Annotated in this window: 25 protein-coding genes and 1 pseudogene; 15 read left to right on the forward strand and 11 right to left on the reverse strand. The window is 69.3% G+C overall.

Annotated features, from left to right (window positions below):
* Both MKK67_RS30965 and MKK67_RS30970 read left to right on the forward strand, forming a co-directional pair.
* Window positions 1-213: pseudogene (locus MKK67_RS30965) on the forward strand (porin family protein); the annotation flags it as partial.
* 208 nt (window positions 214-421) lie between these two features.
* On the forward strand, window positions 422-1,189 hold the full coding sequence (locus MKK67_RS30970) for a DUF2076 domain-containing protein (RefSeq protein ID WP_243972788.1): 768 nt from the start codon (window positions 422-424) through the stop codon (window positions 1,187-1,189).
* Window positions 1,190-1,284: 95 nt separating this feature from the next.
* On the opposite strand, the gene MKK67_RS30975 is transcribed toward MKK67_RS30970, so the two are convergent.
* The 7 genes from MKK67_RS30975 to MKK67_RS31005 are packed head-to-tail and all read right to left on the reverse strand — an operon-like array spanning window position 1,285 to window position 8,647.
* A complete protein-coding gene (locus tag MKK67_RS30975; protein ID WP_243972790.1) occupies window positions 1,285-2,667 on the reverse strand; it encodes an LLM class flavin-dependent oxidoreductase in 1,383 nt (460 codons plus the stop codon).
* Entirely contained in the window at window positions 2,667-3,905 is a 1,239-nt protein-coding gene (locus MKK67_RS30980; RefSeq protein WP_243972796.1) for an SfnB family sulfur acquisition oxidoreductase, read from the reverse strand. The genes MKK67_RS30975 and MKK67_RS30980 overlap by 1 nt, the downstream gene beginning before the upstream one ends.
* A 5-nt stretch (window positions 3,906-3,910) precedes the next feature.
* Entirely contained in the window at window positions 3,911-5,134 is a 1,224-nt protein-coding gene (locus tag MKK67_RS30985; protein ID WP_243972797.1) for an SfnB family sulfur acquisition oxidoreductase, read from the reverse strand.
* A 46-nt stretch (window positions 5,135-5,180) separates the two neighbouring features.
* A complete protein-coding gene (locus tag MKK67_RS30990) occupies window positions 5,181-5,834 on the reverse strand; it encodes a methionine ABC transporter permease (RefSeq protein WP_243972799.1) in 654 nt (217 codons plus the stop codon).
* Window positions 5,815-6,957, reverse strand: coding sequence for a methionine ABC transporter ATP-binding protein (locus MKK67_RS30995; RefSeq protein ID WP_243972801.1), 1,143 nt, complete (start codon window positions 6,955-6,957; stop codon window positions 5,815-5,817). Before MKK67_RS30995 ends, MKK67_RS30990 begins: the two co-directional genes overlap by 20 nt.
* Window positions 6,957-7,757 carry a MetQ/NlpA family ABC transporter substrate-binding protein gene (locus tag MKK67_RS31000; RefSeq protein WP_243972803.1) on the reverse strand — a complete coding sequence of 267 codons (801 nt, stop codon included), beginning with the start codon at window positions 7,755-7,757 and terminating at the stop codon, window positions 6,957-6,959. The genes MKK67_RS30995 and MKK67_RS31000 overlap by 1 nt, the downstream gene beginning before the upstream one ends.
* Window positions 7,754-8,647 (reverse strand): MetQ/NlpA family ABC transporter substrate-binding protein, encoded by an 894-nt coding sequence (locus tag MKK67_RS31005; protein ID WP_243972805.1) that lies wholly within the window; start codon window positions 8,645-8,647, stop codon window positions 7,754-7,756. The genes MKK67_RS31000 and MKK67_RS31005 overlap by 4 nt, the downstream gene beginning before the upstream one ends.
* Before the next feature lie 718 nt (window positions 8,648-9,365).
* On the opposite strand from MKK67_RS31005, the gene MKK67_RS31010 reads away from it, so the two are divergent.
* The 6 genes from MKK67_RS31010 (at window position 9,366) to MKK67_RS31035 (ending at window position 15,889) form a co-directional block, all read left to right on the forward strand.
* The gene (locus MKK67_RS31010; RefSeq protein ID WP_243972807.1) at window positions 9,366-10,388 is read left to right on the forward strand and encodes an ABC transporter substrate-binding protein; all 1,023 of its coding nucleotides are present in this window, start codon (window positions 9,366-9,368) and stop codon (window positions 10,386-10,388) included.
* Between the two features lie 4 nt (window positions 10,389-10,392).
* Entirely contained in the window at window positions 10,393-11,277 is an 885-nt protein-coding gene (locus tag MKK67_RS31015; RefSeq protein WP_243972809.1) for an ABC transporter ATP-binding protein, read from the forward strand.
* Window positions 11,274-12,146, forward strand: a complete 873-nt coding sequence (locus tag MKK67_RS31020) for an ABC transporter permease (protein WP_243972811.1) — start codon at window positions 11,274-11,276, stop codon at window positions 12,144-12,146. Before MKK67_RS31015 ends, MKK67_RS31020 begins: the two co-directional genes overlap by 4 nt.
* Before the next feature lie 59 nt (window positions 12,147-12,205).
* Window positions 12,206-13,555 (forward strand): LLM class flavin-dependent oxidoreductase, encoded by a 1,350-nt coding sequence (locus tag MKK67_RS31025; protein WP_243972812.1) that lies wholly within the window; start codon window positions 12,206-12,208, stop codon window positions 13,553-13,555.
* A gap of 542 nt (window positions 13,556-14,097) precedes the next feature.
* Entirely contained in the window at window positions 14,098-15,360 is a 1,263-nt protein-coding gene (gene soxC, locus MKK67_RS31030) for a sulfite dehydrogenase (RefSeq protein ID WP_243972815.1), read from the forward strand.
* Complete coding sequence (locus tag MKK67_RS31035) at window positions 15,347-15,889, forward strand: c-type cytochrome (RefSeq protein WP_243972817.1); 543 nt, start codon at window positions 15,347-15,349, stop codon at window positions 15,887-15,889. The genes soxC and MKK67_RS31035 overlap by 14 nt, the downstream gene beginning before the upstream one ends.
* Before the next feature lie 87 nt (window positions 15,890-15,976).
* On the opposite strand, the gene MKK67_RS31040 is transcribed toward MKK67_RS31035, so the two are convergent.
* Window positions 15,977-16,939 carry an aliphatic sulfonate ABC transporter substrate-binding protein gene (locus MKK67_RS31040; RefSeq protein WP_243972819.1) on the reverse strand — a complete coding sequence of 321 codons (963 nt, stop codon included), beginning with the start codon at window positions 16,937-16,939 and terminating at the stop codon, window positions 15,977-15,979.
* Entirely contained in the window at window positions 16,936-17,481 is a 546-nt protein-coding gene (locus MKK67_RS31045) for an OsmC family protein (RefSeq protein ID WP_243972821.1), read from the reverse strand. Before MKK67_RS31045 ends, MKK67_RS31040 begins: the two co-directional genes overlap by 4 nt.
* 526 nt (window positions 17,482-18,007) lie before the next feature.
* Here MKK67_RS31045 and MKK67_RS31050 point away from each other — a divergent pair.
* The 3 genes from MKK67_RS31050 to MKK67_RS31060 are packed head-to-tail and all read left to right on the forward strand — an operon-like array spanning window position 18,008 to window position 20,131.
* Window positions 18,008-19,330, forward strand: coding sequence for an O-acetylhomoserine aminocarboxypropyltransferase/cysteine synthase family protein (locus MKK67_RS31050; RefSeq protein WP_243972831.1), 1,323 nt, complete (start codon window positions 18,008-18,010; stop codon window positions 19,328-19,330).
* A gap of 2 nt (window positions 19,331-19,332) precedes the next feature.
* Window positions 19,333-19,524 (forward strand): hypothetical protein, encoded by a 192-nt coding sequence (locus MKK67_RS31055; RefSeq protein WP_243972840.1) that lies wholly within the window; start codon window positions 19,333-19,335, stop codon window positions 19,522-19,524.
* On the forward strand, window positions 19,517-20,131 hold the full coding sequence (locus MKK67_RS31060; RefSeq protein WP_243972842.1) for a beta-class carbonic anhydrase: 615 nt from the start codon (window positions 19,517-19,519) through the stop codon (window positions 20,129-20,131). Before MKK67_RS31055 ends, MKK67_RS31060 begins: the two co-directional genes overlap by 8 nt.
* A gap of 295 nt (window positions 20,132-20,426) precedes the next feature.
* Here MKK67_RS31060 and MKK67_RS31065 read toward each other — a convergent pair whose 3' ends face one another.
* Entirely contained in the window at window positions 20,427-20,699 is a 273-nt protein-coding gene (locus MKK67_RS31065) for a hypothetical protein (protein WP_243972844.1), read from the reverse strand.
* 100 nt (window positions 20,700-20,799) lie between these two features.
* Entirely contained in the window at window positions 20,800-21,087 is a 288-nt protein-coding gene (locus tag MKK67_RS31070) for a hypothetical protein (protein WP_243972846.1), read from the reverse strand.
* A gap of 148 nt (window positions 21,088-21,235) precedes the next feature.
* On the opposite strand from MKK67_RS31070, the gene MKK67_RS31075 reads away from it, so the two are divergent.
* From MKK67_RS31075 to MKK67_RS31090, 4 genes are all read left to right on the forward strand, one after another.
* Complete coding sequence (locus tag MKK67_RS31075) at window positions 21,236-21,457, forward strand: hypothetical protein (RefSeq protein WP_243972848.1); 222 nt, start codon at window positions 21,236-21,238, stop codon at window positions 21,455-21,457.
* 27 nt (window positions 21,458-21,484) lie between these two features.
* Window positions 21,485-21,973, forward strand: a complete 489-nt coding sequence (locus MKK67_RS31080) for a CinA family protein (protein ID WP_243972850.1) — start codon at window positions 21,485-21,487, stop codon at window positions 21,971-21,973.
* A gap of 86 nt (window positions 21,974-22,059) precedes the next feature.
* Complete coding sequence (locus tag MKK67_RS31085; protein ID WP_243972852.1) at window positions 22,060-22,824, forward strand: histidine phosphatase family protein; 765 nt, start codon at window positions 22,060-22,062, stop codon at window positions 22,822-22,824.
* 37 nt (window positions 22,825-22,861) lie between these two features.
* On the forward strand, window positions 22,862-23,746 hold the full coding sequence (locus MKK67_RS31090) for an NAD(P)H-hydrate dehydratase (RefSeq protein ID WP_243972854.1): 885 nt from the start codon (window positions 22,862-22,864) through the stop codon (window positions 23,744-23,746).
* The last annotated feature ends 248 nt before the right edge of the window (window positions 23,747-23,994 follow it).

Genomic DNA, 23,994 nt, shown 5'->3' on the forward strand with positions numbered 1-23,994 from the left:
ACCGACTCGTTCCTGAACTTCTTCCGCTCCTCGGCCGTCACGCTCAAGGTCGAAGGCCTGTACGTCAACCTCGACCGCGGCACCCGCAACCAGGGTGTCCTGCTCGTCAACGCCGCCAACCTCGCCCCGGCCTATTCCAGCCCGATCGGTCGCCGCGACGACGAGTTCGCCGTCGTCCGCGCCGGCCTGAACTACAAGTTCGGCTCGTACTAGGATCCGGCCTCGGCGCGCCAGCCGCGCCGATCGCGACGGATGAAAAGGCCCGGCCGAGAGGTCGGGCTTTTTCACGTCTTGGTTGCGCGTGCTGGGCTTGGATGAAGTTTTCGCAACCTCCCCTGACAAAGCGTCACCGCACCCCCATGTCCTCTGCGGCCGTGCGGCGCGTTCGAGCCCGCGGGTACGACTCGAGGAGGAGAACTCCATGAATAGCGAAGAACGCGACGTCATCTCCGGCATCTTCCAGCGTCTGGAGCAGGCCCAGAGCCAGCCCCGCGACGCGGAGGCCGAGCGCTTCATCGCCGACAAGCTCCGCACGCAGCCCTATGCCCCCTACGCGATGGCGCAGCTGATCTACGTGCAGGAAGAGGCGATCAAGAGCCTGAACCAGCAGCTCGAGCAGGCCCGCAGCCAGGCTGCGCCGGCCCAGTCCTCGGGGGGCGGCGGGTTCCTGTCGAGCATCTTCGGCGGCGGCAGCCAGCGTCAGGAGCCGCAGCCCGGCTACGGCCAGCAGCAGCGCCCGGCCGGCCAGCCCTGGGGTGGTGGTGGCGGCGCCCCGCAGGGCTATCCCCAGCAAGGCTACCCGCAGCAGCAGCCGGGATACCCGCCGCAGCAGCAGGGTGGTCCGTGGGGCGGCCAGCCGCAGGCTCCGGCCCGGGGCGGCGGCTTCATGGCGACCGCGCTGCCGATGGCGGCCGGCGCGGCCGGCGGCATGCTGCTCGGCAGCGCCCTGTCGAACGCCTTCGCGGGCGGCCATTCGAGCCTCGGCAGCGCCGCGGCGGCGGGCCTCGGCGGCGGCGGCGAGACAGTCGTGAACAACTATTACGGCGACGGCGGCAACCAGGATCTCGGCTCCGCCCTCGACGGCGGTGGCAGCGGCAGCGGCAACGACTTCCAGGATGCCAGCTTCAGCGATCCGTCCGGCGATTTCGGCGGCGATCTCGGCGGCGGTGACGACAGCGACTGGACCTGATCGCGCCTAACCGCTCCAATCGAAGCCCGGTCGCGCTCACGCACGGCCGGGTCTTTTTTTGTGTTTTGATTGGTGCGCCGTTCGGTCCGCGCCTGTCACGCCAATGGCTTTCGACCGGCCGCCGGCCCGCGAAAGGCCTGGGCGGCGTGGCGTTCCGGCAGCCGGTCGCCGTGCCCGAACAGCTTCTGCCGGTACGACCCATCCGTGTAGGCGGTCTTGTAGAGCCCCCGGTCCTGCAGCTCCGGGATCACGATGTCGATGAAGTCGGCAAAGCTTTCCGGCACAACGATGCGGCTGAGGTTGAACCCGTCGACCTCGCCCTCTTCGATCCAGGCCTGGAGCTCGTCGGCGATCGAGACCGCGTCGCCGGCCAGCACCGCGTAGCGCCCGCCGAGTTCCAGCTCAGCCAGGAGGTCGCGCTTGGTCAGACCCCGCTTGGCCGCGGCCGCGGTGGCGGACTGGATCGCGTTGCCGGGGGCGTAGGGAATCGGGTCGTCGAGGCCGTAGCGGGCGAAGTCGATCCCCGTCGAGGCGGAGAAATGCGCCAGGCCCGCCTCCGGGTTGGCGTAGCGCCGGTAGTCGGCCCGTTTCTCCTCGGCCTCAGCCCGGCTGCGTCCGGGAATGACTGCAAGGCCGACAAAGACCTTCACGTCATCGGGCCGGCGCCCGGCCGCCACAGCCTCGGCACGGATGGCTCGGACCGCGTCCCGGGCCGCGCCCCGGTCGCGGGCGGAGATGAACACGCATTCGGCGTGGCGGCCCGCGAAGGCCCGGCCGCGGCCCGACGCGCCCGCCTGGTAGAGGACCGGGGTCCGCTGCACCGATGGCTCGGACAGGTGATAGCCCTCGACATCGAAGAACTCGCCGTGATGCGAGACCGGCCGGATATGGGCCGGATCGCTGAACACCCGCGCCGCCCGGTCGCGGCGCACGGCCGCGTCGTCCCAGCTGCCTTCCCAGAGCTTGTAGAGGACCTCGAGATACTCGTCGGCATAGTCGTAGCGCCGGTCATGGGCCGGCAGGCTGCCGCCGCTCTGGCCGCGATGGGCGCTGTCGAGATAGCCGGTGACGATGTTCCAGCCGATGCGGCCGCCGGTGAGGTGGTCGAGGGTCGAGAGCCGGCGAGCGAAGGTGTAGGGCGCCTCGGTGTGGACGTTGATCGTCACGCCGAAGCCGAGATGCTCCGTCACCGCCGCCATGGCCGGGACCAGCAGGCTCGGGTCGTTCACCGGGAGTTGCACCGCCTCCCGGGCGGTCACGTCGATGCCGCCGCCGTAGATGTCGTAGACGCCGCTGATATCGGCGATGAACAACCCGTCGAACAGCCCGCGCTCCAGGAGCTTCGCCTGATCGGTCCAGTAGCCGAGGGTGTTGTAGTCCGACGAGCGGTCGCGCGGATGCGTCCACAGGCCGTGATTGATGTGGCCGACGCAGTTCATGTTGAAGGCGTTCAGGCGGATCTGCTTTTTGGCGGCCATCAGAGCGCTCCGTGCCGGGGCGGCAGCCGGCCGTCGAGGTGGTAGGCGCCGATCCAGTGGTACTTCCACCGCACGGGATCGTGCAGCGTGTGGGTGCGGACGTTGCGCCAGTAGCGGTCCAGGGCCTCGGCCCGGTCGGTGGCGGAGGTGCCGCCGAGTTCGAGCAGCTTGTTGGCCGCGAGCAGGCCGGCCCGGTGGCTGGAAGCCCGCGCCTCGGCCACCGCCACGGAGGCCGCCGCGACGCTGTCCGCGTCGGGCTCGGCCTGCGCGGCATCGACGAAACGGCCGGCCCGCTCCAGCAGAGCGTCGGCCGCAGCCAAGCGCACCCGCACGTCGCCGAGGGCGTGAAGGGTCAGCGGATCCTCGCTGGCGCGCGCGACGCCGGAATCGATCCAAGGCCGGGCCCGATCGCGCACGAACGGCAGCGTCGCCGCGAAGGCGCCCTGCCCGATGCCGAGATCGATCCCGGCATGCAGGATCTGCGCGAATGGGCCGATGGCGGTTGGGCGGTCCATCGAGGCCTGGAACGGCACCACCCAGTCCGGCTCGACCCGGACCCGGTCGAAGACGATCGAGCCCGAGCCGGTGATCCGCTGGCCGAACCCATCCCAATCGTCCACCAGAGTCACGCCGGGGGCGTCCCGGGGAATGAACACCAGATAGGCGACCGCCCTGCCCTCTTCCTCGGCATTGACCATTGTGGGGATGCGATGGGCGAACAGTGAGCCGGTGCAGTAATATTTGCGTCCCTCCACAATCCAGCCGGAGCGATCGCGCACGAGCCGGGTGCGGCGGGTGTGGTCCCGCTGGCCGATCTCGGCGAGCGCGTTGCCGAACCGCTCGCCCGCCAGGACCCGCCCGTAGAGGTCACGCTTCTGCGCCTCGGTGCCGCCGTTCCGGAGCACTTCGAGGGCGTAGAAGTGGTTCTGCGGGATCTGGCCGATCGAGCCATCGGCCGCCGCGATGATCGCGATCACCTGCGCGACCGTGGCGGCGCTTACGCCGGGGCCACCATACTTCCGCGGCACCGTGATCGCCCAAAGGCCGGTCTCGGTGAAGCGCTCGATCTCGGCGAAGGGCAACCGGCGGTCGAGGTCGCGGGTGACGGCCTCTTCGGCCAATTCGGCGGCCAGGGCCCAGGCGGCGGCGAGGGCGGCGGCATCGTCGGCGAGCACCGGCACCGGACGGGGTGGCTCGGGCGGCCGGGTGAAGGCGGATTCGTGCGGCTGAAGCGGCATGGCCCTCAGTTCCACTGGTGCCGGGCGGGCAGCGCGCCGTTCAGGGTGTAATCCCCCAGCAGGTGGTATTTCCAGCGCACGGGATCGTGCAGGGTGTGCACCCGCGCGTCGCGCCAGAACCGCCCGAGATTGGCGCTCTCGCGCGTCGCCGAGGCGCCGGCGAGTTCCAGCAGGCGCTCGGACGCTTCGAGCGCGACCTCGGTGGTGAGGATCTTGGCCTCGGCGACGGCAACGGAGGCCTCGGCCGAACTCTGCGCGGTGACCGGGGCGGCGGCGATGCGATCCAGCGTCCGGCCGGCGCGGGCGAGGACTTCCTCGGCGGCATGCAGATCGACCTCCAGCCGCCCGACCTCGCCGAGGATGTGCGGATCCTCGGTGATGGTCTCGACGGTGAAGGGATAGGGTCGCGTCCGGGTCCGAACGAAATCCAGGGCGGCTTCGGTCGCGCCCCGGGCGATCCCGGCATCGATCGCCGCCTGCACGAGTTGCGAGACCGGGCCGAACAAAGCCGGACGCTCCGCCAGGGGCGCGAGCTCGATGGTCAGGCTGTCCTCGATCGGGGCGTCCTCGAACACCACCGTGCCGCTCGCCGTGGTGCGCTGCCCGAACCCCTGCCAGTCGTCCACGACCCGCACCCCCGGGGCGTCCCGGCGCGCCCAGACCAGCAGCGGCCGGCCGTCCGAGGCCACGGCGCGGGTCGGGATCCAGTGGGCGAAGAGGGCGCCGGTGGAATAGAAGCGTTTGCCGCTGAGGCGGTTGCCGTCCGGCCCTTCAGCGAGCCGCGTCTCTACCTGGTTGATCGCCTTGCCGTTGCGGGACGGCCCGGCATTGCCGATCCGGTGGCCAGACAGCACCGCGCCGTAAATCTGCGCCTGTTGCTCGGGGCTCGCCTCGGCCCGCACCAGCGCCAGCACGCCGAACTGGCTCTGCGGGATCTGCGCGGCCGAGCCGTCGGCGGCGGCAAGGGTCGCGAACACCTCGGCCAGCGTCGCGTGCGCGACATCGGCGCCGCCATAGGCTCGCGGCACGGTGATGCCGCCGAGGCCGCTCGCCGTGAACGCCTCGATCTCGGCCCAAGGCAGGATCCGCTCGCGGTCGCGTTCCGCGGCACCCTCGGCAAAGCGGGCAGCAACCGCCCGGGCGACTTCGAGCGCCTCCGCGTCGGTGCGGATCCGGTGCGGGCGGGCGGGGGGCAGCGGGCGCCGGTCGTCGGCACGGGGCAGATTCATGATCGGATCACCTCGAACGGATGGAGGTCCCCCGGATGCGGGACGGTCACCGGGCACGCAGGCGCCGCACCGCGAGGTCGCCCGTAAACTGCACCAGGCAGACCAGCGCGATCAGCACCGCGATCACCGCCGCCATCACGGTGGTGTCGAAGCGCTGGTAGCCGTACCGGATCGCGACATCGCCGAGGCCTCCGGCGCCGACCGCCCCGGCCATGGCGGAAGCGCCGATCATCGAGACGACCGTGATCGTGAAGCCGCCGAGGATCCCCGGCAGCGCCTCGGGCAGGAGCACGTGGAGCAGGATGTGCCGGCGCCGGCAGCCGATGGATTGGGCCGCCTCGATCAGTCCGGGATCAACCTCTCGGAGCGAAACTTCGGCGATCCGCGCGAAGAACGGCGTCGCGCTGACCGAGAGCGGGACGATCGCCGCCCAGACGCCGATGGTGGTGCCGGTCACCAGCCGGGTGAACGGGATCAGTGCCACCAGCAGGACGATGAAGGGCACCGCGCGGAAGCCGTTGACGATCGTCCCGACCACCCGGTTGGCCTTCGGCGCCGGGAAGATGCCGCCAGGCTCCGAGGTAACGAGGAACAGCGCGAGCGGGATACCGGCGAGCACCGCGATCCCGGCCGAGACGCCGACCATGACGAGGGTGTCGAGGAAAGCCTGCCAGAGGCGGTCAATCATCTGCGGCGACATACCCGATCCTCTCGATGGTTCCTCCGAGCGCGCGCAGCCGATCCTCCGCGTCCGGCCCCGCCGCATCGACGGCGACCAGCATCCGGCCGACCGCGTGGCCCTGGATCCGCTCGATGCCGGCCTGGAGCAGCCGGACCGGCGTGCCGGCGGCCGCGGCCAGGGCCGACAGGTCGGGGGCGGCCTGACCGGAGAACGTGATCGCCAGGACCGTCGCGGTTCCCGGAGCGGGGTGCGGCTGGAGGCGGGGCGCCAGATCCGCCGGCAGGCCGCGGCTCAGCGGTTCGAGGAGCGCCCGGGTGGTGGGATGTTCGGGGGCGCCGAATACTCGCCAGACCGGTCCGGTCTCGACCACCCGGCCCGTCTCCAGCACCACCACGTCGCTGCAGATCTCGCGGATCACGCTCATCTCGTGGGTGATCAGGATGATGGTGATCCCGAGCCGCCGGTTGATGTCGCGCAGCAGGTTCAGGATCGTGAGCGTCGTTTCCGGATCGAGGGCCGAGGTCGCCTCGTCGCAGAGCAGGATTTCCGGGCGGCTGACGAGGGCGCGGGCGATACCCACGCGCTGCTTCTGGCCGCCCGAGAGCCGCGACGGATAGGTGTCCGCCTTGCCTTCCAGTCCGACAAGGCGCAGCGCCTCTTCGACCCGTGCGGCGATCTCCAGCTTCGGCATGCCGGCGGCCTTGAGCGGCAGCGCCACGTTCCCGCGCACGGTCTTGGCCGAGAGCAGATTGAAATGCTGGAAGATCATGCCGACGCGCCGGCGCAGGGCCACCAGCCCATCCGTGTCGAGCGTCTCGATCGGCTCGCCATCGACCAGCACGCGGCCGGATGTCGGCTCCTCCAACCGGTTGACCGTGCGCAGCAGGCTCGACTTGCCCGCCCCCGAGCGGCCGATGATGCCGAAGATCGCGCCCGCCGGCACGTCGAGATCGACAGAATCGAGCGCCTGCACCGGGCCGGCGGCGGACAGGTAGGTCTTGGACACCGCCTCGAACCGCACGGTGCCGGCCGTCCGGGTCTCGGTCGCCGTCACCACGGCGGGCGCGGCGGCGACGCCGGGCCGGTCCCGGGCGATCCAGCGGGCCGGGGCGCGTAGGCTGTCGAAGGCGAGGCCGGCCATCAGTTCTGCCACGCCAGCAGGTAGAGCTTGTCGCTGTTGGCGAAGGATTTGTGGATCTGCCGCTTCACGGCGTCCGAATTTTGGAAGATCTGCACGAACTTGGTGATGGTCGGATCGTCCTTGCGCGCCGCCTTGGTGACGAAGCTCACGGCGAAGAGCTTGTCCTCGATGCCGGTGTAGATGAGGCCGCTTGTCGGATCGAAGGTGCCGGCGGCGACGATGAAGTGGGGATAGCCCTGGGCGAGATCGACATCGCCGGTGATGCGGGCGAGCTGGGGACCCTCGACCTCGGTGAATTTCAGCTTCTTCGGGTTCTCGGTGATGTCGTCGAGGGTGCCGAGGAAGCCGACCTTGTCCTTCAGCTTGATCAGACCGGCCCTCTGAAGCAGCAGCAGGCCGCGGCCTTGGTTCACCGGATCGTTGGCGATCGCCACCGTGCCGCCCACGGGGATCGCATCGAAGCTCTTGTGCTTCAGGGAATAGAGCCCGAGGTTCTGCAGGATCCCGAGCCCGACGATCGCGAATTTGTAGCCCTTCTGCCTCTCGGCATTCTCCATGAAGGGGCGGTGCTGGAAGAAGTTCAGGTCGATGTCGCCCGCATCCAGCGCGACGTTCGGCGTCGTCCAGTCGCTGAACTCGATGACCTTCACGTCGATGCCCCGGGCCTTGGCCTCGGCCGCGGCGACATTGACCGCATCGGCATAGGCGCCCGGCACCACGCCGACTTTGAGGGTCTCCGCCCGGGCGGCCAGCGCGCCGAGCGACAGGATGGCGGCGGCCAGGAAACTCAGGACTTTCATCGGGCGGAACTCTGGGATGGGGCGGCGCGCGGCAGCCAGGGCAGGGAATAGAGGCTCGGGTTGTGGGCGAAGGAGGCGTCGATCCGCGCCCGCACCGCCGGCGAGGTCTGGTAGATCGCGACGAACTTCGCGATCTCGGGATCGTCGGCACGGTCGGCCCGGGTCACGAACCGGATGGCGTAGATGAGGTCGCCGATGCCGGAATAGATCAGCGCCTTGCCGGCGATGTCGGCGCGGCCGGCATTGACGTAATGGGCCGGATAGCCCTGCGCGAGATCGACATCGGAGAGGGCGCGAACCAGCTGCGGCCCCTCGATCTCGACGAAGGTCAGTTTCTTCGGATTGGCGACGATATCGTCGAGGGTGGCCTTGGCGCCGATTCCGGCCTTGAGCTTGATGAGCCCTGCGGTTTCGAGGAGCGCGAGACCCCGGCCCTGGTTCACCGGATCGTTGGCCACCGCCACCTTGGCGCCGTCCGGCAGGGCGGTGAGGCTGGCATGCTGCTTAGAGTACAGGCCGATATTGGGCAGGATGCCGACGGCGACGCTCTTCAGCGGGAAGCCGGTCTCCTTGACGGCGTTGTCGAGGAAAGCCTGATGTTGGAAGTAATTCACGTCGAGATCGCCATTGGCGAGGGCGAGATTGGGCGTCGTCCAGTCGGTGAATTCGACCACCTCGACCGCGAGCCCCTGCGCCCTGGCCTCCGCCGCCGCGACCTGGACGGAATCGGCGAGCGACCCGGGGGTCACGCCGATCTTCACCCGGGCGAGGGCCGGCGCGGCGCCGAACGCGAGCAGCAGCGCGGCCGCCAGGATGCTGAACCAACGGCGCGTCCGCCCGGCCGAACGGAGTACGGCAGCGGGTGGGTGAATAGTTGAGCGGGAACCCATGATGGCTTTCGACCTCGCGGGACCCCGTCGAAGGATCGCCGCAGCCCGGAGCGGATAGGGCGGCCGTTCATCGAGCACCCCTCGCACCATATCCCCGGCTCCCGAGCCTCCCGTGCGCGACAGCTCAAGGAGAATCGGTTGGGATATGTTCGGGGCGATCGTTGCGACCGCGAGACTGTGATCTCGCATTGCAAACTAGACCAGACCCGCAGGGCCGAGCATTCCAAAGATACTCAAATCTCGATGCAAACGACCTACCACTGGCCCGATAGACAGCAATTCGATCCTCCGCGGGCGCGGTGCCAGCGATGAAACACCGCGCTCGCCACCCCCTCCGTCTATCGAGAGCCATGCACGATCGGGGTGCGCGTGAGACTATTGGGGATCGGCTCCGCAGGTCGGACGCGATCAGCGGGACGGCACGACCAGCCGGTGGCGAAACGGGGGTACGGTCGTTTTGTAGAACGGGCCAGCCGCAGCGTCATGGCGTCCAAAAGATTTGTTTCTTATCGCGGCCAGGACGGCCTGTGACGCCTACGCAAAACCCGGCTGAGCAAAGATTTTTCTTCGTATTGCGCAGCTCGTAGAAACAGTATCTCTATAAGATTGTTCTGTAAAAAGAACGTTCTCGTTGACGATGTATCGCCGAGGAGGCAAGTTCCCGCCCGTAATCAGGCCGATTTCGCACGCTTCTTGTGCCCGGCAGCCGCGAGGGACCATGATCGGCAAGCGACGCATCTTGTTCTCACGCCGGCAGGCGGCCGCCCTGTTCGGGCTTGTCCTCGCCGCCGGGCCGGCCGCGGCCGCGGAGGGGCAGCTGCGCATCGCGAAGCAGTTCGGCGTCGTCTACCTGCTGCTGAACGTGGCCGAAGACCAGAAGCTGATCGAGAAGCACGGCAAGGAAGCCGGCCTCGACATCAAGGTGGAGTACGCGCAGCTCTCCGGCGGCTCGGCCGTGAACGATGCCCTCCTGTCGGGGAGCATCGATGTCGCCGGGGCCGGCGTCGGGCCGCTGTTCACGCTGTGGGACCGCACGCGCGGTCGGCAGAGTGTGAAGGGCGTCGCGTCGCTCGGCAACTTTCCCTATTACCTCGTCTCGAACCGGCCTGAGGTGAAGACGATCGGCGACTTCACCGACAAGGACCGGATCGCGGTGCCGGCGGTCGGCGTCTCGGTTCAGTCCCGCATCCTGCAATGGGCCTCCGCCAAGCTATGGGGCGACAAGGACTTCGCCCGGCTCGACAAGATCAGCGTCGCGGTTCCGCATCCGGAGGCCTCGGCCGCCATCATCAAGGGCGGCACCGAGATCACCGGCCATTTCGGCAATCCGCCGTTCCAGGAGCAGGAGCTGGCCGGCAACCCGAACGCGCACATCGTCCTGAACTCCTACACGGTCCAGGGCGGCCCCGCCTCCTCGACGGTGCTCTACGCCACCGAGAAATTCTACCGGGACAGCCCGAAGACCTACACGGCCTTCGTGGATGCCCTCGCCGAGGCGGCCAAGTTCATCACCGACAACCCGGAGCAGGCGGCTGACATCTACATCAAGTCCAACAACAGCCGGATCGACCGCGACCTGCTGCTCAAGGTGATCCGGAACCCGGAGGTGACCTTCAAGATCGAGCCGCAGAACACGATCGGGCTCGGGCAGTTCATGCACCGGGTCGGCGCGATCCGGAACGAGCCGAAAACCCTCGACGATTACTTCTTCGCCAATCCCCGCATCGCGACGGGCAGCTGAGCGGATGACCTTGGTCGCCGAGCGCCCGGACCTCTCGACGGCGCGGGCCGGGCAGAACCCCGCCCGGATCGAGGCCGAAACACCATCGGCCGCCCTGCCGCCGCCGCTGCTGCGGGTCTCGGACCTGACCCTAGAATACCGCACGCCCGAGCGCGTCGTCCGGGCGACCCACCGGGTCGGGTTCGATGTCTACGAGGCGGACCGCTTCATCCTGCTCGGCCCCTCGGGCTGCGGCAAGTCCACCCTACTCAAGGCGATCGCCGGCTTCATCCCGCCGGTCGAGGGATCAATCACCCTCGGCGGCGAGGTCGTGCGCGGGCCGGGGCCGGACCGCATCGTCGTCTTCCAGGAATTCGATCAGTTGCCGCCGTGGAAGACCGTAGCGCAGAACGTGGCGTTCCCGCTGCGCGCCGCCGGACTCGTCAGCCGGCGCGAGGCCGAGGCCCGGGCGCGGCACTACATCGACAAGGTCGGCCTCACGCCCTTTGCCGACAGCTACCCGCACCAGCTCTCCGGCGGCATGAAGCAGCGGGTCGCCATCGCCCGGGCGCTCGCGACGCAGCCGAAGGTGCTGCTGATGGACGAGCCGTTCGCCGCCCTCGACGCCCTGACCCGGCGCAAGATGCAGGAGGAGTTGCTGATCCTCTGGGAGGAGGTGCGCTTCACCCTGCTGTTCGTCACGCATTCCATCGAGGAGGCTTTGGTGGTCGGCAACCGGGTGGCGCTGCTCTCGCCCCATCCCGGCCGGGTCCGGGGCGAGTACAATTGCCACGCGTTCGACCTGACCAGGGTCGGCAGTGACGCGTTCCAGGCGGCGGTGCAGCGCCTGCACGGCCGCCTCTTCGAGACCGACCCCGAGACCTCCGTTCCGGCGGTGCCCGCGCGATGACCCAGCACGTCCGCCCGCCGATCCGCTCGGAATACGACTTGGTGCTGCCGCCCTTCGTGGAAGCGCCGGTCGAGCGCGCGCTGCCGCTCTCCACGCGGATCTGGCAGCAGGGCTGGCTGCGCAAGGGGTTGATCCTCATCGCGCTCGCGCTCGTGTGGGAAGCACTCGCGCGCTGGCAGGACAACGATCTCCTGCTCCCCGGTTTCGGCGCCACCCTGTCGGCGCTGGTCGAGGGCCTGGGCAGCGGCGAGCTTCTGGAGCGTGCCCGGATCTCCCTCACCGTGCTGGCGGAAGGCTATTTCGGCGGGGTCGTGCTGGCCTTCGGCCTGACGACGCTCGCGGTCTCGACCCAGTTCGGCCGCGACCTGCTCTCCACCCTGACCGCGATGTTCAACCCGCTGCCGGCCATCGCGTTGCTGCCGCTGGCCTTGCTCTGGTTCGGGCTCGGTTCCGGCAGCCTGATCTTCGTGCTGGTCCACGCGGTTTTGTGGCCGCTCGCGCTCAACACCTTCGCGGGCTTCCAGGGCGTGCCCGAGACCCTGCGCATGGCCGGGCGCAATTACGGCCTGACCGGTCTGGCTTACGTCTGGCAGATCCTGATCCCGGCCGCCCTGCCGGCGATCCTGTCCGGGCTCAAGATCGGCTGGGCCTTCGCCTGGCGCACCCTGATCGCGGCCGAGCTGGTCTTCGGCGCCGCCTCCGGCCAGGGCGGGCTCGGCTGGTACATCTACCAGAACCGCAACGAGCTCTATACCGACCGGGTCTTCGCCGGCCTCTTGCTGGTCATCGCGATCGGGCTCATCGTCGAGAATGTCGTGTTCGCGACGTTCGAGCGGCTCACGGTCCGGCGTTGGGGCATGGTGCGCTGACGCCGCACGGCCTCGCTGCCTTCGACCCGGAACGCATCGCCTCCAACCCCGATCGGCCGATGACACAGGATACGCTTCGCCTCGGCGCCTTTTTCTACGCCACCGGGCACCATGTGGCTGGGTGGCGCCACCCGTCGAGCGAGGCCGATGGCGGGCTCAATCTCGAACGCTATGTCGGCTGGGCGCGCCGGGCCGAGGCGGCGAAGTTCGATCTCGTTTTTCTGGAGGACGGGACCGGCATCCGCGACAGCAACCTGCGCTCCAGCGAGCGCACCGCCCGCTCGGCCCATTTCGAGCCGGTGACGCTGCTTTCGGCGCTGGCGGCCGTCACCAGCCGGATCGGGCTGGTCGCCACGACCTCCACCAGCTTCAACGAGCCCTACAACGTCGCCCGCCGCTTCGCCTCGCTCGATCACCTGAGCGGAGGCCGCGCCGGCTGGAACCTTGTCACCTCGACCACGGATGCCGAGGCCGCCAATTTCGGCAATGATCAGATCGCCCGGCACACCGATCGCTACGAGCGCGCTGAGGAGTTCGTCGACGTCGTCCTCGGGCTGTGGAACACCTGGGACGATGGCGCTGTGATCATCGACCGCGCCAGCGGCCAGTTCTCGAAGCCGGACGGCTTCCGGCCGCTGAACCACCGCGGCAAGCATTTCGAGGTGCGCGGCCCGCTTAACATCGCGCGCACGCCCCAGGGGCAGCCGGTCCTGGTCCAGGCCGGCTCCTCAGGTCCGGGCAAGGACCTCGCCGCGCGCACGGCCGAGATCGTGTTCACCGCCAACCAGACGCTCGACGAGGCGGTCGCATTCTACGGCGACCTGAAGGAGCGGATGGCCGGCTTCGGCCGCGCCCGCGACGACCTCAAGGTGATGCCCGGGCTGTTTCCCGTTGTGGGCCGCACCGAGGCGGAGGCGCGCGCCAAGTTCGAGGAACTCCAGGATCTGATCGACCCGGTGGTCGGCTTGGCGCTCCTGGAGCGCATGGTCGGCGGCTTCGACCTGTCGGGCTACGATCCGGACGGGCCGGTGCCGGAGCTGCCGGAGGCCGAGGGCGCCAAGTCCCGGCAGCAGCTGATGTTCGACCTCGCCCGCCGGGAGGGTCTCACCCTGCGCCAGCTCTACCTGCGGATCGCCGGTGCACGGGGCCATTCGCAGATCGTCGGGACGCCCGCCCAGATCGCCGACGAGATGGAGGAGCGCTTCCGGGCGAAGGGCGCCGACGGCTTCAACATCATGCCGGCGACCCTGCCGGGGGGCCTCGACGACTTCATTGAGCTGGTGCTCCCCGAGCTGCGCCGGCGCGGACTGTTCCGCAGCGAGTACGAAGGCTGGACGCTCCGGGACCATCTGGGCTCCCGTCCGCCCGCCCGGGCTGCCTCGGCTCCGAAAGCTCCGGCCGATGCATGATCCAGATCCAGGTCTTTTGCCGAGCCGTTCGAGCCGGCGAAGACTTGGGACGCGGCTGATGAGATCTGGGGAACACCATCCTCCAGTGCGGCCTGATAAAAGTGTTCGTTTCGTTTGACTGCCGGTGCCGACATCGACACCATTGAGGCTCCGCACGACACCAGTCTCGCGGGTGCGAGATCATCGTGGGCGGGTCGCAGCAGACCTGTCCTTCGCGTGGGGTCTTGCGAGTCGAGGCGTCGGCCTCGCCGCAATCGGAACGGAGCGCAGCGAAGATTTGTCCATGCCCCTGAGCGACGACATCCCGGATCACGAGTTGGCTCTTGCCATCGATCGGCACTCATCGTGCGCGGAAAGCCGGATGCGGAGCTACATCGTCGCCTCCGCACTCCTGATTTGCCTGATCGGATGGGTCCTGCACTGATGGCGGCCGTCTTCGAATGCGGGGTCCCCGCCTACGGCCCCCCGAGCGGGTGTAGACCAGGCACATTCTTCATCCCGCGGGTCGGACACTGCTGGGCGCGCTGCCGGACCCCCCTGCGATGAGCGATACCGCCCCGAAACAGACGCCGGCGCGGCGGCGCTTCCTTGCCCAGGGGGCGGCTGCCGCGGCGGGCATTCTGACCGGAAGCGGTACGCCCGAGCGCGGCCGGGCCGACGAAGCGGCACCGCCCGCCATCCCCGACTGGACGAAGACCCCAGGCGCCGATGTCGGCAGCCAGACCTACGGACAGCCCTCGCGGTTCGAGAGCGGGCTCATCCGCAACGTGCCGAAGGGCCTCAAGCAATACATCTCGGCCTCGAGCCGAACGCCACTGCAGGATCTCGATGGCATCCTCACGCCGAACGGGCTGTTCTACGAGCGCCACCACGGCGGCATCCCCGACATCGACCCCGCCCGGCACCGGCTGCTGGTCCACGGGCTGGTGGAGACGCCCCTGGTCTTGACCCTGGACGACATCCGCCGCTTCCCGTCGGAATCGCATATCCACTTCCTGGAATGTTCGGGCAATCCAGGCTTCGAGGCGATCAGGGCCGGCCGGACCGCCTCGGATCTGGTCGGCCTCGTGAGCTGCGCCGAATGGACCGGCGTCCGCCTCGCCACGGTTCTGCGGGAGGCTGGCCTGAAGCCCGACGCCCGCTGGGTCGTGGCCGAGGGCGCCGACGCCGCCGCCATGACCCGCAGTATCCCGATCGAGAAATGCCTCGACGACGCGCTGCTGGTCTACAGCCAGAACGGCGAGCGGCTGCGCCCGCAGCAGGGCTATCCCCTGCGGGTGCTCCTGCCCGGGTTCGAAGGCAACATGAGCGTGAAGTGGTTGCGGCGGCTGAACGTGACCGCCGAGCCGGCCTTCTCCCGCGAAGAGACGGCGAAGTATACCGACTTGATGCCGGACGGGACGGCGCGGCAATTCACCTTCGTCATGGAGGCGAAGTCGGTCATCACGCGGCCCTCCGGCACGCAGCGGATCACCCCGGGCTTCCATGAGATCACGGGTCTCGCCTGGACCGGCCGCGGCAAGATCCGCGGCGTGCAGGTCTCGGTCGATTCCGGAAGGACCTGGCAGGACGCCGCCCTGCAGGAGCCGGTCCTGACCCGGGCGCTGACCCGGTTCCGCCTCCCCTGGACCTGGGACGGGCAGCCGACCACCATCGCCAGCCGGGCGATCGACGAGACCGGCTATGTCCAGCCGAGCTTCGAGGACCTGACGTCGGTCCGCGGGCTCAACTCGTTCTACCACAACAACGCCGTCGTGCCCTGGCGTATCGCGGCGAGCGGCGAGGTCGCCAATGGCTACGCTTAAGGCGCGGGCCCTCGCCGGGGCCGCGTTCCTGTTCGGGATCGCTGGGGCGGCCGATGCAGCCGAGCGCTTCGGGATCGGCCGGTTGGCGACCGAGGCGGAGATCGCCGCCTGGAACATCGACATCGACCGCGACGGCCGAAAACTGCCGCCGGGCAGCGGCAGCGTCGCCCAAGGGCGAGCGGTGTTCGAGGCGCAGTGCGCGTCCTGCCACGGGACCCGCGGCGAAGGCGGAACCGGGGAGAAGCTGGTCGGCGGCCAGGGCACGCTGGCCTCGGCCAAGCCGATCAAGACTGTGGGCAGCTTCTGGCCGTACGCGCCGACGCTGTTCGACTACATCCGGCGGGCGATGCCGCTGAACGCGCCGCAATCGCTCGGCGATGCCGAGGTTTATGCGGTCTCGGCCTATATCCTCCACCTGAACGGCCTGGTTTCGGACGGAGCGACCCTCGACGCGAAATCCCTGGCGGCCAACCGCATGCCGAACCGCGACGGCTTCGTCTCGGATCCGCGGCCGGACGTGAAGCCCTGACCGAGCCGAGAGGTTTTCGGCGACGCCCATCAGCGACATGTTTTCCGTCGGCGCTGCCGGGCTCCTGTGCCTGAAAAAGTGCGGCACTCAGCTTCGCGGCGGCGTCCAGACCGCATCGCGGACCCGGATGGCGCGCGGGATGAGCCCGAGCCGGTAAAACCGGTCGGCGGTTGTCTGCTGGCTGGACAGGATCGCGTCGGAGAGCGGGCGCACGCCGAACTGCGTGCGGTCGGCCGCGACCTTCTGGATGGCGTAGGGAATGCCGGTCACGTCCGCGAGAGCCTGCGCCACCTGATCGCGATGGACGTCCGCCCAATCCGCCGCTTCCGACAGCCCCGCCAGCGCGCTCGTCACGACGCCCGGATGCGCCTCGGCGAATGTCTTGTTGGCCAAGAAATACGCCGAAACGTCGTGAACCTGCCCAGAGGTGGCGAGGATCCGCGTGTCGTTGCGTGCCTGCGCCAGGGCGAGATAGGGATCCCAGATCGCCCAAGCCTCGACGCTGTTGTTGGCGAAGGCCGAGCCGGCATCGGCGGGCAGGAGATAGGCAGGCTTGATGTCGGAGAAGGCCAGGCCGGCCTTCTCCAGGGCGGCCACGAGCAGGTTGTGCGCGCTGGTTCCGCGGCCGACCGCAACCGTGCGGCCCTTGAGATCTGCGACCGTGTGAAACGGTGACTCCGCCTTCACGACGATCCCCTCGCCATCGCCGGAGGGGGCCGAGGCGCTGACATAGACGAGGTTGCCACCGGCGGCCTGCGAGAAGATCGGCGGCGCATCACCGGTATAGCCGAAATCGATGCCGCCGGCATTGAGGGCTTCGAGCAGGGGCGGACCGGCCTGGAACTCGACCCAGCGCACCTTGGTCCCCGCAGGGGCCAGCCGCTTCTCAATGGTGCCCTGCTGGCGCGCGACCACGATCAGGCCGACCTTCTGGTAGCCGATCCGGAATTCTTTCGGCGCGGCCTGCTCGGCGGTCGCCCCAGCCATGGTCGTCAGCCCCGCCGCCAGGGCGAGAGCAAGGGTCGAGAACCGGCGTCTGGTGGTCGTCACGCGTCGATCTCCTTCGCGGTTCGGCTCTGCACGAAGCGGCCGCTGACGTTCTGCGGCAGGCGCAGCAGGTTGAGGATCGGGCAGGCCTTCTCGACCCGCACTTGAAGCGCCTCGATCACGGCCGGGTCGGCCGGCGAGTCGATCTGCACCGTGTAGGCGAGGTCCTGCGGGTGCACGGGGATATCCTCGAAGCCGTCCGCGCCGGCGCGCGGATCGAATGTCCCGGTCACCTCGACCTCCAGGGACGTGATCGGCACCTCCTGCAAGGCCGCCTGGATCAGGATCGTGTGGGCGAGGCACGAGCCGAGGACGCCGAGTTGGAGTTCCGGCGAGCCGGGCCCGAGATCGAACCCGGCGAAATCGGGGGCGCTGTCGGAGACGATCGCGTGCCGGCGGATGCCGATCCGCCGCACACCGCTGCCGCCCTCGACCGTAGCCCGCGCCGTCAGGGGCACCGGCCCGGCCTCGCCCCGGCGGATCCGCGCGTCGCGGGCCGCCAGCGCGCGCCGCTTCTCGTCGAGATACGTGTCGATGTCGGCCATGGATTCTGCCGTTTCGTGATCGCGTGTCGAGGCCTCGGCTCGGGGCGTCGCGAGTCTAGGTTCGAGACGGCGAAAAAGGCTTCCGTTGATCCGGCGCCGGCAAGGATGTCGTTCTGCCGATGAGCGAGGCCGGAATACGGACATCTACGCCGATGCGGGACCATCGCCGGATCGCGGCGGCAGTCGGGCCCAGCAGAACCGCCGAATCGCAGCCTCGCAGGGGTGATCCAGACGCCAACGGCAGACCGTCACGGACGCGAACGATCGCGCGGGACCGAGGCGAGGCGTCCGGAGCACCTGTGCGGGCACGCGACTGAAGGATTGTTTCCGAGATCAAAACTACGCGTCGGCCCTCGCGGAGGCTGAAGGATCACGTTTCCAAACTCAACCCGCGTCGAGGGCATGAATTTTCAAGATCCGCCGAAAATCGATCATCTCGTTTTATTGACCTGACCACCGGCTGGAGGAACGATGAACTGCGCGATCCGAGCACTCTGCCGCGTCCCGATCGATCAGGAGTCGTCCCGTGCCGAGCCAGGACCTGACCCATGCGAAGCCCGAGACGCTCGCCCTCCACGCCGGCTGGCGGGCCGATCCGTCGAGCGGTTCCGTGGCGGTGCCGATCCACCAGACGACCTCCTACCAGTTCCGCGACACCGACCACGCCGAGAACCTGTTCGCCCTGAAGGAGCTCGGCAACATTTACACGCGAGTCGGCAACCCGACCGTGGACGTGCTGGAGCAGCGCCTCGCGGCCCTGGAAGGCGGCGCGGCGGCGCTCGCCCTCGCCTCCGGCCAGGCAGCCTCCGCTCTCGCCGTGCAGAACCTCGCCCGCGCCGGGGACAACATCGTCTCCTCGACCGACCTCTACGGCGGCACCTGGAACCTGTTCGCCAACACCCTCTCCGAGCAGGGGATCGAGGTCCGGTTCGTCGATCCGGCCGATCCGCAGGCCTTCGCCCGCGCCACCGACGAGCGGACGCGGGCCTACTACGCCGAGACCCTGCCGAACCCGAAGCTGGCGGTCTTCCCAATCCGCGAGGTGGCGGAGATCGGCCGGCCGCTCGGCATCCCGCTTATCATCGACAACACCGCCGCGCCGCTGCTGGCGCGGCCGTTCGATCACGGTGCGGCCATCGTGGTCTACTCGACCACCAAGTACATCGCCGGCCACGGCATCGCCATCGGTGGGGCGATCATCGACGGCGGCACTTTCGACTGGGCGGCCCACCCGGTGCGTCAGCCCACTCTCAACACGCCCGATGCGAGCTATCACGGCGCGATCTGGACGGAGGCGGCAAAGCCGATCGGACCGGTCGCCTACGTCCTGCGCGCCCGGGTCCGGCTGCTGCGCGATCTCGGCCCCGCAGTTTCGCCGCTCAACGCCTTCCTGACGCTCCAGGGGCTGGAGACGCTGCCGCTCCGGATCGAGCGCCACAGCCGGAACGCGCAGACGATCGCGGCTTGGCTGAAGGACCGGCCAGAGGTGGTGCGGGTGATCCACCCGTCGCTCCAGACGGGCGCCGCGCGCGCCCGGGCCGACGCGGTGCTCACCGGCGGCTATGGCGGCCTCGTCGGATTCGAGCTGGCGGCGGGGCGTGCGGCCGGGCGGCGCTTCATCGATGCCCTGCGGCTGTTCTACCATGTGGCCAATATCGGCGACGCGCGCAGCCTTGCGATCCATCCGGCCAGCACGACGCATTCCCAGCTCGGCCCCGAAGCGCTCAAGGCCACAGGGGTCTCGAACGGCTATGTGCGCCTCTCGGTCGGCCTGGAGCATATCGACGACCTGCTGGCCGATCTCGACCAGGCCTTGGCGGCAGCCGGCACCGTCGCGCAGGCGGCCTGACCATGACCCGGCTCCTCGCCCGCTTCGCCCGCCTCCTCCCGGGGGCCGCTCTGCCCGCCGGACAGCAGCCTGCGGCTCAGAGGCCGCCGCTCTCATTCCCGATGCTGGATGGCGGCGTTCTCACCTACGCCGACCTCGCGGCGCATCTCGTGGACCTGCCCACGCACCTCCGCGAGCGTTCGCCCCATGCCTGAACCGACCGAGCGCGAGCAGATCCGCGAGGCGGTGCTGGCCGCCAATGCGTGCTACGCCGCGGCCTTCGACAAGGGCGACCTCGCCCTCCCACCCGCCCGGCGCTTCGCCATCCTTACCTGCATGGATGCACGGCTCGACCCGGCGAAATATGCCGGCCTCGCGGAGGGCGATGCCCACGTGATCCGCAACGCGGGCGGCCGGGCCAGCGACGACGAGATCCGCTCGCTGGTGATCTCGCACAAGCTCCTCGGCACGGCGACGTGGTTCGTGGTCCACCATACCAATTGCGGCATGGAGCTGTTCACGGATGCGGTGATCGGCGAGCTGCTCGAAGACAACCTGGAGACCGCCCAGTTCGACGGGACGACGTGGTCGAACCCGCGTCATGGCGGCGGCTCGGCAGCGGGGCGCAGCATCGACTGGCTGACGATCCCCGACCGGTACGGCAGCGTCGCGTCCGACGTGCGCCGGATACGCGCCCACCCGCTCGTGCCGGGCCACATCCCGATCTACGGCTTCCTGTACCATGTCGCGACGGGGCGCCTGGAGGAGATCCAGGCGGCGAGCGAAGCCGGTCGTCCGACAGCCGCGTCATCGGCCGCTTAATCGCCATCGCCGGCACCGCGTCGGACTCGCTCGGCGGGGATCACGGTTCGGGATCGATCCTCGCCGAAGCCTCTACTGCCCCTTATCTCGGCTGGACTGCGGTATTGGCGTGGCGGGGGTGCCAATATTGCCGTCCGGGCTTGAGCTTTCCTGAGTCGCCAGGGCCGGCGCAGCCCCCGAATGTTCCCAATGGGCGAAGGCGACGCTCGCCAGGATGAGTGTGATCGCGGTTGGGAACAGGAAACGAGACATGGGCCGGCAACCGAGGCCGTTGGCCTCGGTTCCGACGGTGCGGCTATCGCGCAGGTGCGGTGGTGCTGGTGCCAGCACCCACGCCGGGTCGCGCCGTGCCGGTGCCCGGTACGGTCGCGGCGCCGGCCGCGCCCGTGGTGGAGCCGGTGGTCGAACCCGTCGCGCTCTCATTCATCTTCTGGCTGTCGCTCTTCACAGAACCCGGATTGTTCATGTTGCCGGTCGCGCTGCCGCCGCCGGCTGGCTGCTGGGCGTAGGCGGTTCCGGTCAGGGCGATGGCGAGAGCGGCTGCGAGGCCGTAAGTCTTCATGCGCATGTGCGTTTCCTCAAATCGGCCCGTCTTCGGGCTCCTGAGGGCAACGCGGCTGAGGGCGGTCCGTTCGTCGCGGATGTGGTGATGTTCGCGGCAGGTCCGATCACCGGCGCGGCGGATCGGTCCACACGCGCGTTCCCAGCGCCGAGGATCGCGTCACATCCTCGATGGTCCAGTTCGGCCGGGTCGATACCGCGCCGGCCGAGGCCTCCTCGACCCGCGGCGTGATCGATCCGGTGGTCATCGGATCTGCCCAATCCGACACGTATCCGGCGACCTGTGGAAGGGGCTCGGGCAGGTTGCGCTCGTAGCCCACGACGATGGCGGTCAATCCGGCGCCGACTAGGACGAGGGCCAATCCGTCGGCGATGATGCGGCCCAGTCTCGGCATGACACCCACGCGTGTTGAGGAGCCTCCGGGCTACGAGTGTAGGGTTAACGAACCGTGGCCCACCCGAAGGCCGCGCGGCTTGCGGCGCAACGATCCGTGCCGCCGGGCGCTTACCGCCCGCGACACGCGCCGATCGGAGCCGACAGCCATGGAAGCCAGCGACCTGAAACAGCACCCGCCTTTCCGGGTGGTCACCTTCCGCGACGACCACGAGGTCATTTCGGAGGAAGTCGAGACCGAGGTCGCCGCCCGGACCCGCTTCGCTTCGGCCATCGACCTGTGCCAATCGCGGGACGCGGCGCATGCCCACCGGGTCGAACTCCACTCCGGCGGCGAGACGATCGAAACCTGGCCGCAATCCGGCGCGTAGCCGGCGCAGTACCGCGAAGGATCCGTCATGCACGACCTGCTGCCGAAGGCCGCGACCCTGGGGGCGGCCCTCATCGCGCGCAACGAGACCTTGGCGGTCTCGGAATCGTCGTCCGGCGGCCTTGTCGCGGCGGCGCTCCTGTCGGTCCCCGGCGCCAGCGCATATGTCCTCGGGGGCGCCGTGGTCTACACGGCGGCGGCCAGGGCCACCCTCCTCGGCATCGACGAAGCCGCGATGACCGGCCTGCGCTCGGCCTCCGAGGGCTATGCGCAGCTCCTCGCCCGAACCGTCCGGGCGCGGCACGACGCAACCTGGGGTCTCGCGGAAACCGGCGCCGCCGGCCCGAGCGGCAATCGCTACGGCGATGCGGCGGGGCATACCTGCTTGGCCGTGAGCGGGCCCGTCGAACTGTTCCTCACCCTCGAGACCGGCAGCGCGGACCGCGTCGCGAACATGCGGGCCTTCGCCGGAGGTCTGCTCGACCTGCTGGGCGAAGCCTTGGCCGACAGGCGCTGATCGAGAAGGGGACGTCCGGCCTCCGGAACGGGAGTCTCGACACGACGTTTCGACCAGTCGAGCCGCCAGCCCTTCAGGAGATCTGCGTGCCCCAGAGACACCCGCTGCGCCTGTGGGTCGTGCGCCATGGCGAGAGTTCCGGCAACGTCGCCCGCGACGCCGCCCATGCCGCGGGTGCCGCGCGCATCGACATCCCGGAACGGGACGTCGACGTGCCGCTCAGCACGCTCGGCCACCGGCAGGCGGAGGCGCTCGGCCGCTGGTTCGCCAGCCTGCCCGACGACGAACGTCCGGACCTCATCCTGGCCTCGCCCTATCGGCGCGCGGTCGAGACCGCCGAGGCGATCCGCGGGGCGGGCGGCCTCGCCTCCGGCACGCCGCGGCTGCTGGTCGACGAGCGCTTGCGTGAGAAGGAGTTCGGCATCCTCGACCGGCTGACCCGGGTGGGGATCGAGCAAATCCATCCCGAACAGGCCGAGCTGCGCAGCGACCTCGGCAAGTTCTACCATCGTCCACCGGGCGGCGAGAGCTGGTGCGACGTGATCCTGCGCCTGCGCAGTGCCCTCGACACGATCGGCCTGCACCATGACGGCCGCCGGATCCTCCTCGTCGCCCATCAGGTCGTGGTGCTGTGCCTGCGCTACCTGCTGGAGGAGATGACCGAGGCCGAGATCCTGGCCGTCGATGCCGAAGGCGACGTGCTCAATTGCGGCGTGACGGAATATGCGTTCTCGGCCTCGGCCGCCCCCGGCGGCGGGTTCACGTTGGTCCGCTACAACTTCGTCGCACCCCTTGAGGCCGAGGGCGCCCCCGTTACCTCCGAACCAGACGCCGACGCGGCCGCGACCTGATCCGGCGCGCAGGCGGCGCGTGGCGAGCGGGGAATCCATGAGCACCGTCACGCCGATTACCGAAAACGTCCTGCGGAGCATGGCTCCGCCCGAGCCGGACGGCGACAGCAAGGATGGCCGGGGCCGCGTCCTCATCGTGGCCGGGTGTACGAGCCTGCCGGGCGCCGTCCTGTTGGCGGCCCATGCCGCGCTCCGGGCCGGCGCCGGCAAGCTGCAGCTCGCAGTCTGCCGCGATCTGGCGATCCCGATCGGGATCGCCGTGCCGGAAGCGCTGGTCGTCGGCCTGTCGCAGACCGCGGATGGCGGCATCGCCCAAACCTGCGCCGACGACCTCGCGAAACGGGCGGAGCGCGTCGATGCGGTGCTGGTCGGCCCCGGCATGTCCGAGGATGCCGATTCCGAGGGGGTGACCGGCGCCCTGGTCCGCGGGGCCGGCAAGGCCGGCCTCGTCCTCGATGCCGGGGCCCTTGCCGCCCTGCGCGCCGATCCGGATCTGACGCGGCGCCTGTCCAAGCCGGCGATCATCACCCCGCATGCCGGCGAGATGGCGCAGCTCTTGGGCGAGGAACGCGAAGCGATCGAGGCGGATCCCCTTGCGGCGGCGCGGCGGGCGACCGAGCGGTTCGGCACGGTCACGGTGATGAAGGGTGGATCGACCCATGTCGTCTCGCCGGACGGCCGCGCCTGGTGCTACGAGGTCGGCCATGTCGGGTTGGCGACTTCGGGCTCCGGCGACACGCTCGCGGGTCTCGTTGTCGGCCTGCTGGCCCGCGGCGCCGAGCCGGAAGCGGCCGCCCTGTGGAGCGTCTACACCCACGGAGAGGCCGGCCGCCGCCTGGCGCGCCGCTACGGCGGTATCGGCTTCCTGGCCCGCGAGATCCCAGGCGAGGTGCCGTTCATTCTGGCGGAAGTGCTGATGTAGCGGGTGTTGGATGCGGCAATCGTCCTGTGCCGTCATTGCGAGCCCAGCGAAGCAACCCAGTGCAGCGCGCGCTCAATGCCTGTTTGACCGGTCATTCTCATCCTCAACCTCATCCTTGTAACTCTGGTTTGACCGCCCGTGGTAGAGCGGTCAGGGCGGAGACGGAGGGGACACCGGCTCATCCCAGGGCGTTAGAGCCCGGACCTCAGCACGGTCGCCCCTCCGTTCAGCCATCGACCTCGAACAGT

The sequence above is a fragment of the Methylobacterium sp. J-072 genome (assembly GCF_022829425.1).
GTDB lineage: Bacteria > Pseudomonadota > Alphaproteobacteria > Rhizobiales > Beijerinckiaceae > Methylobacterium.

Bases quoted from the DNA above. Each gene is read 5' to 3' on its own strand.
- MKK67_RS30970 (WP_243972788.1), top strand. From the start codon at position 422: ATGAATAGCGAAGAACGCGACGTCATCTCCGGCATCTTCCAGCGTCTG.
- MKK67_RS31035 (WP_243972817.1), top strand. From the start codon at position 15,347: ATGGCTACGCTTAAGGCGCGGGCCCTCGCCGGGGCCGCGTTCCTGTTC.
- MKK67_RS31090 (WP_243972854.1), top strand. From the start codon at position 22,862: ATGAGCACCGTCACGCCGATTACCGAAAACGTCCTGCGGAGCATGGCT.
- MKK67_RS30980 (WP_243972796.1), bottom strand. From the start codon at position 3,905: ATGCCGCTTCAGCCGCACGAATCCGCCTTCACCCGGCCGCCCGAGCCA.
- MKK67_RS31045 (WP_243972821.1), bottom strand. From the start codon at position 17,481: ATGGCCGACATCGACACGTATCTCGACGAGAAGCGGCGCGCGCTGGCG.
- MKK67_RS31005 (WP_243972805.1), bottom strand. From the start codon at position 8,647: ATGGGTTCCCGCTCAACTATTCACCCACCCGCTGCCGTACTCCGTTCG.
- MKK67_RS31010 (WP_243972807.1), top strand. From the start codon at position 9,366: ATGATCGGCAAGCGACGCATCTTGTTCTCACGCCGGCAGGCGGCCGCC.
- MKK67_RS30975 (WP_243972790.1), bottom strand. From the start codon at position 2,667: ATGGCCGCCAAAAAGCAGATCCGCCTGAACGCCTTCAACATGAACTGC.
- MKK67_RS31070 (WP_243972846.1), bottom strand. From the start codon at position 21,087: ATGCCGAGACTGGGCCGCATCATCGCCGACGGATTGGCCCTCGTCCTA.
- MKK67_RS31060 (WP_243972842.1), top strand. From the start codon at position 19,517: ATGCCTGAACCGACCGAGCGCGAGCAGATCCGCGAGGCGGTGCTGGCC.
- MKK67_RS31015 (WP_243972809.1), top strand. From the start codon at position 10,393: ATGACCTTGGTCGCCGAGCGCCCGGACCTCTCGACGGCGCGGGCCGGG.
- soxC (WP_243972815.1), top strand. From the start codon at position 14,098: ATGAGCGATACCGCCCCGAAACAGACGCCGGCGCGGCGGCGCTTCCTT.
- MKK67_RS30995 (WP_243972801.1), bottom strand. From the start codon at position 6,957: ATGGCCGGCCTCGCCTTCGACAGCCTACGCGCCCCGGCCCGCTGGATC.
- MKK67_RS31080 (WP_243972850.1), top strand. From the start codon at position 21,485: ATGCACGACCTGCTGCCGAAGGCCGCGACCCTGGGGGCGGCCCTCATC.
- MKK67_RS31055 (WP_243972840.1), top strand. From the start codon at position 19,333: ATGACCCGGCTCCTCGCCCGCTTCGCCCGCCTCCTCCCGGGGGCCGCT.
- MKK67_RS31065 (WP_243972844.1), bottom strand. From the start codon at position 20,699: ATGCGCATGAAGACTTACGGCCTCGCAGCCGCTCTCGCCATCGCCCTG.
- MKK67_RS31020 (WP_243972811.1), top strand. From the start codon at position 11,274: ATGACCCAGCACGTCCGCCCGCCGATCCGCTCGGAATACGACTTGGTG.
- MKK67_RS31000 (WP_243972803.1), bottom strand. From the start codon at position 7,757: ATGAAAGTCCTGAGTTTCCTGGCCGCCGCCATCCTGTCGCTCGGCGCG.
- MKK67_RS30985 (WP_243972797.1), bottom strand. From the start codon at position 5,134: ATGAATCTGCCCCGTGCCGACGACCGGCGCCCGCTGCCCCCCGCCCGC.
- MKK67_RS30990 (WP_243972799.1), bottom strand. From the start codon at position 5,834: ATGTCGCCGCAGATGATTGACCGCCTCTGGCAGGCTTTCCTCGACACC.
- MKK67_RS31025 (WP_243972812.1), top strand. From the start codon at position 12,206: ATGACACAGGATACGCTTCGCCTCGGCGCCTTTTTCTACGCCACCGGG.
- MKK67_RS31075 (WP_243972848.1), top strand. From the start codon at position 21,236: ATGGAAGCCAGCGACCTGAAACAGCACCCGCCTTTCCGGGTGGTCACC.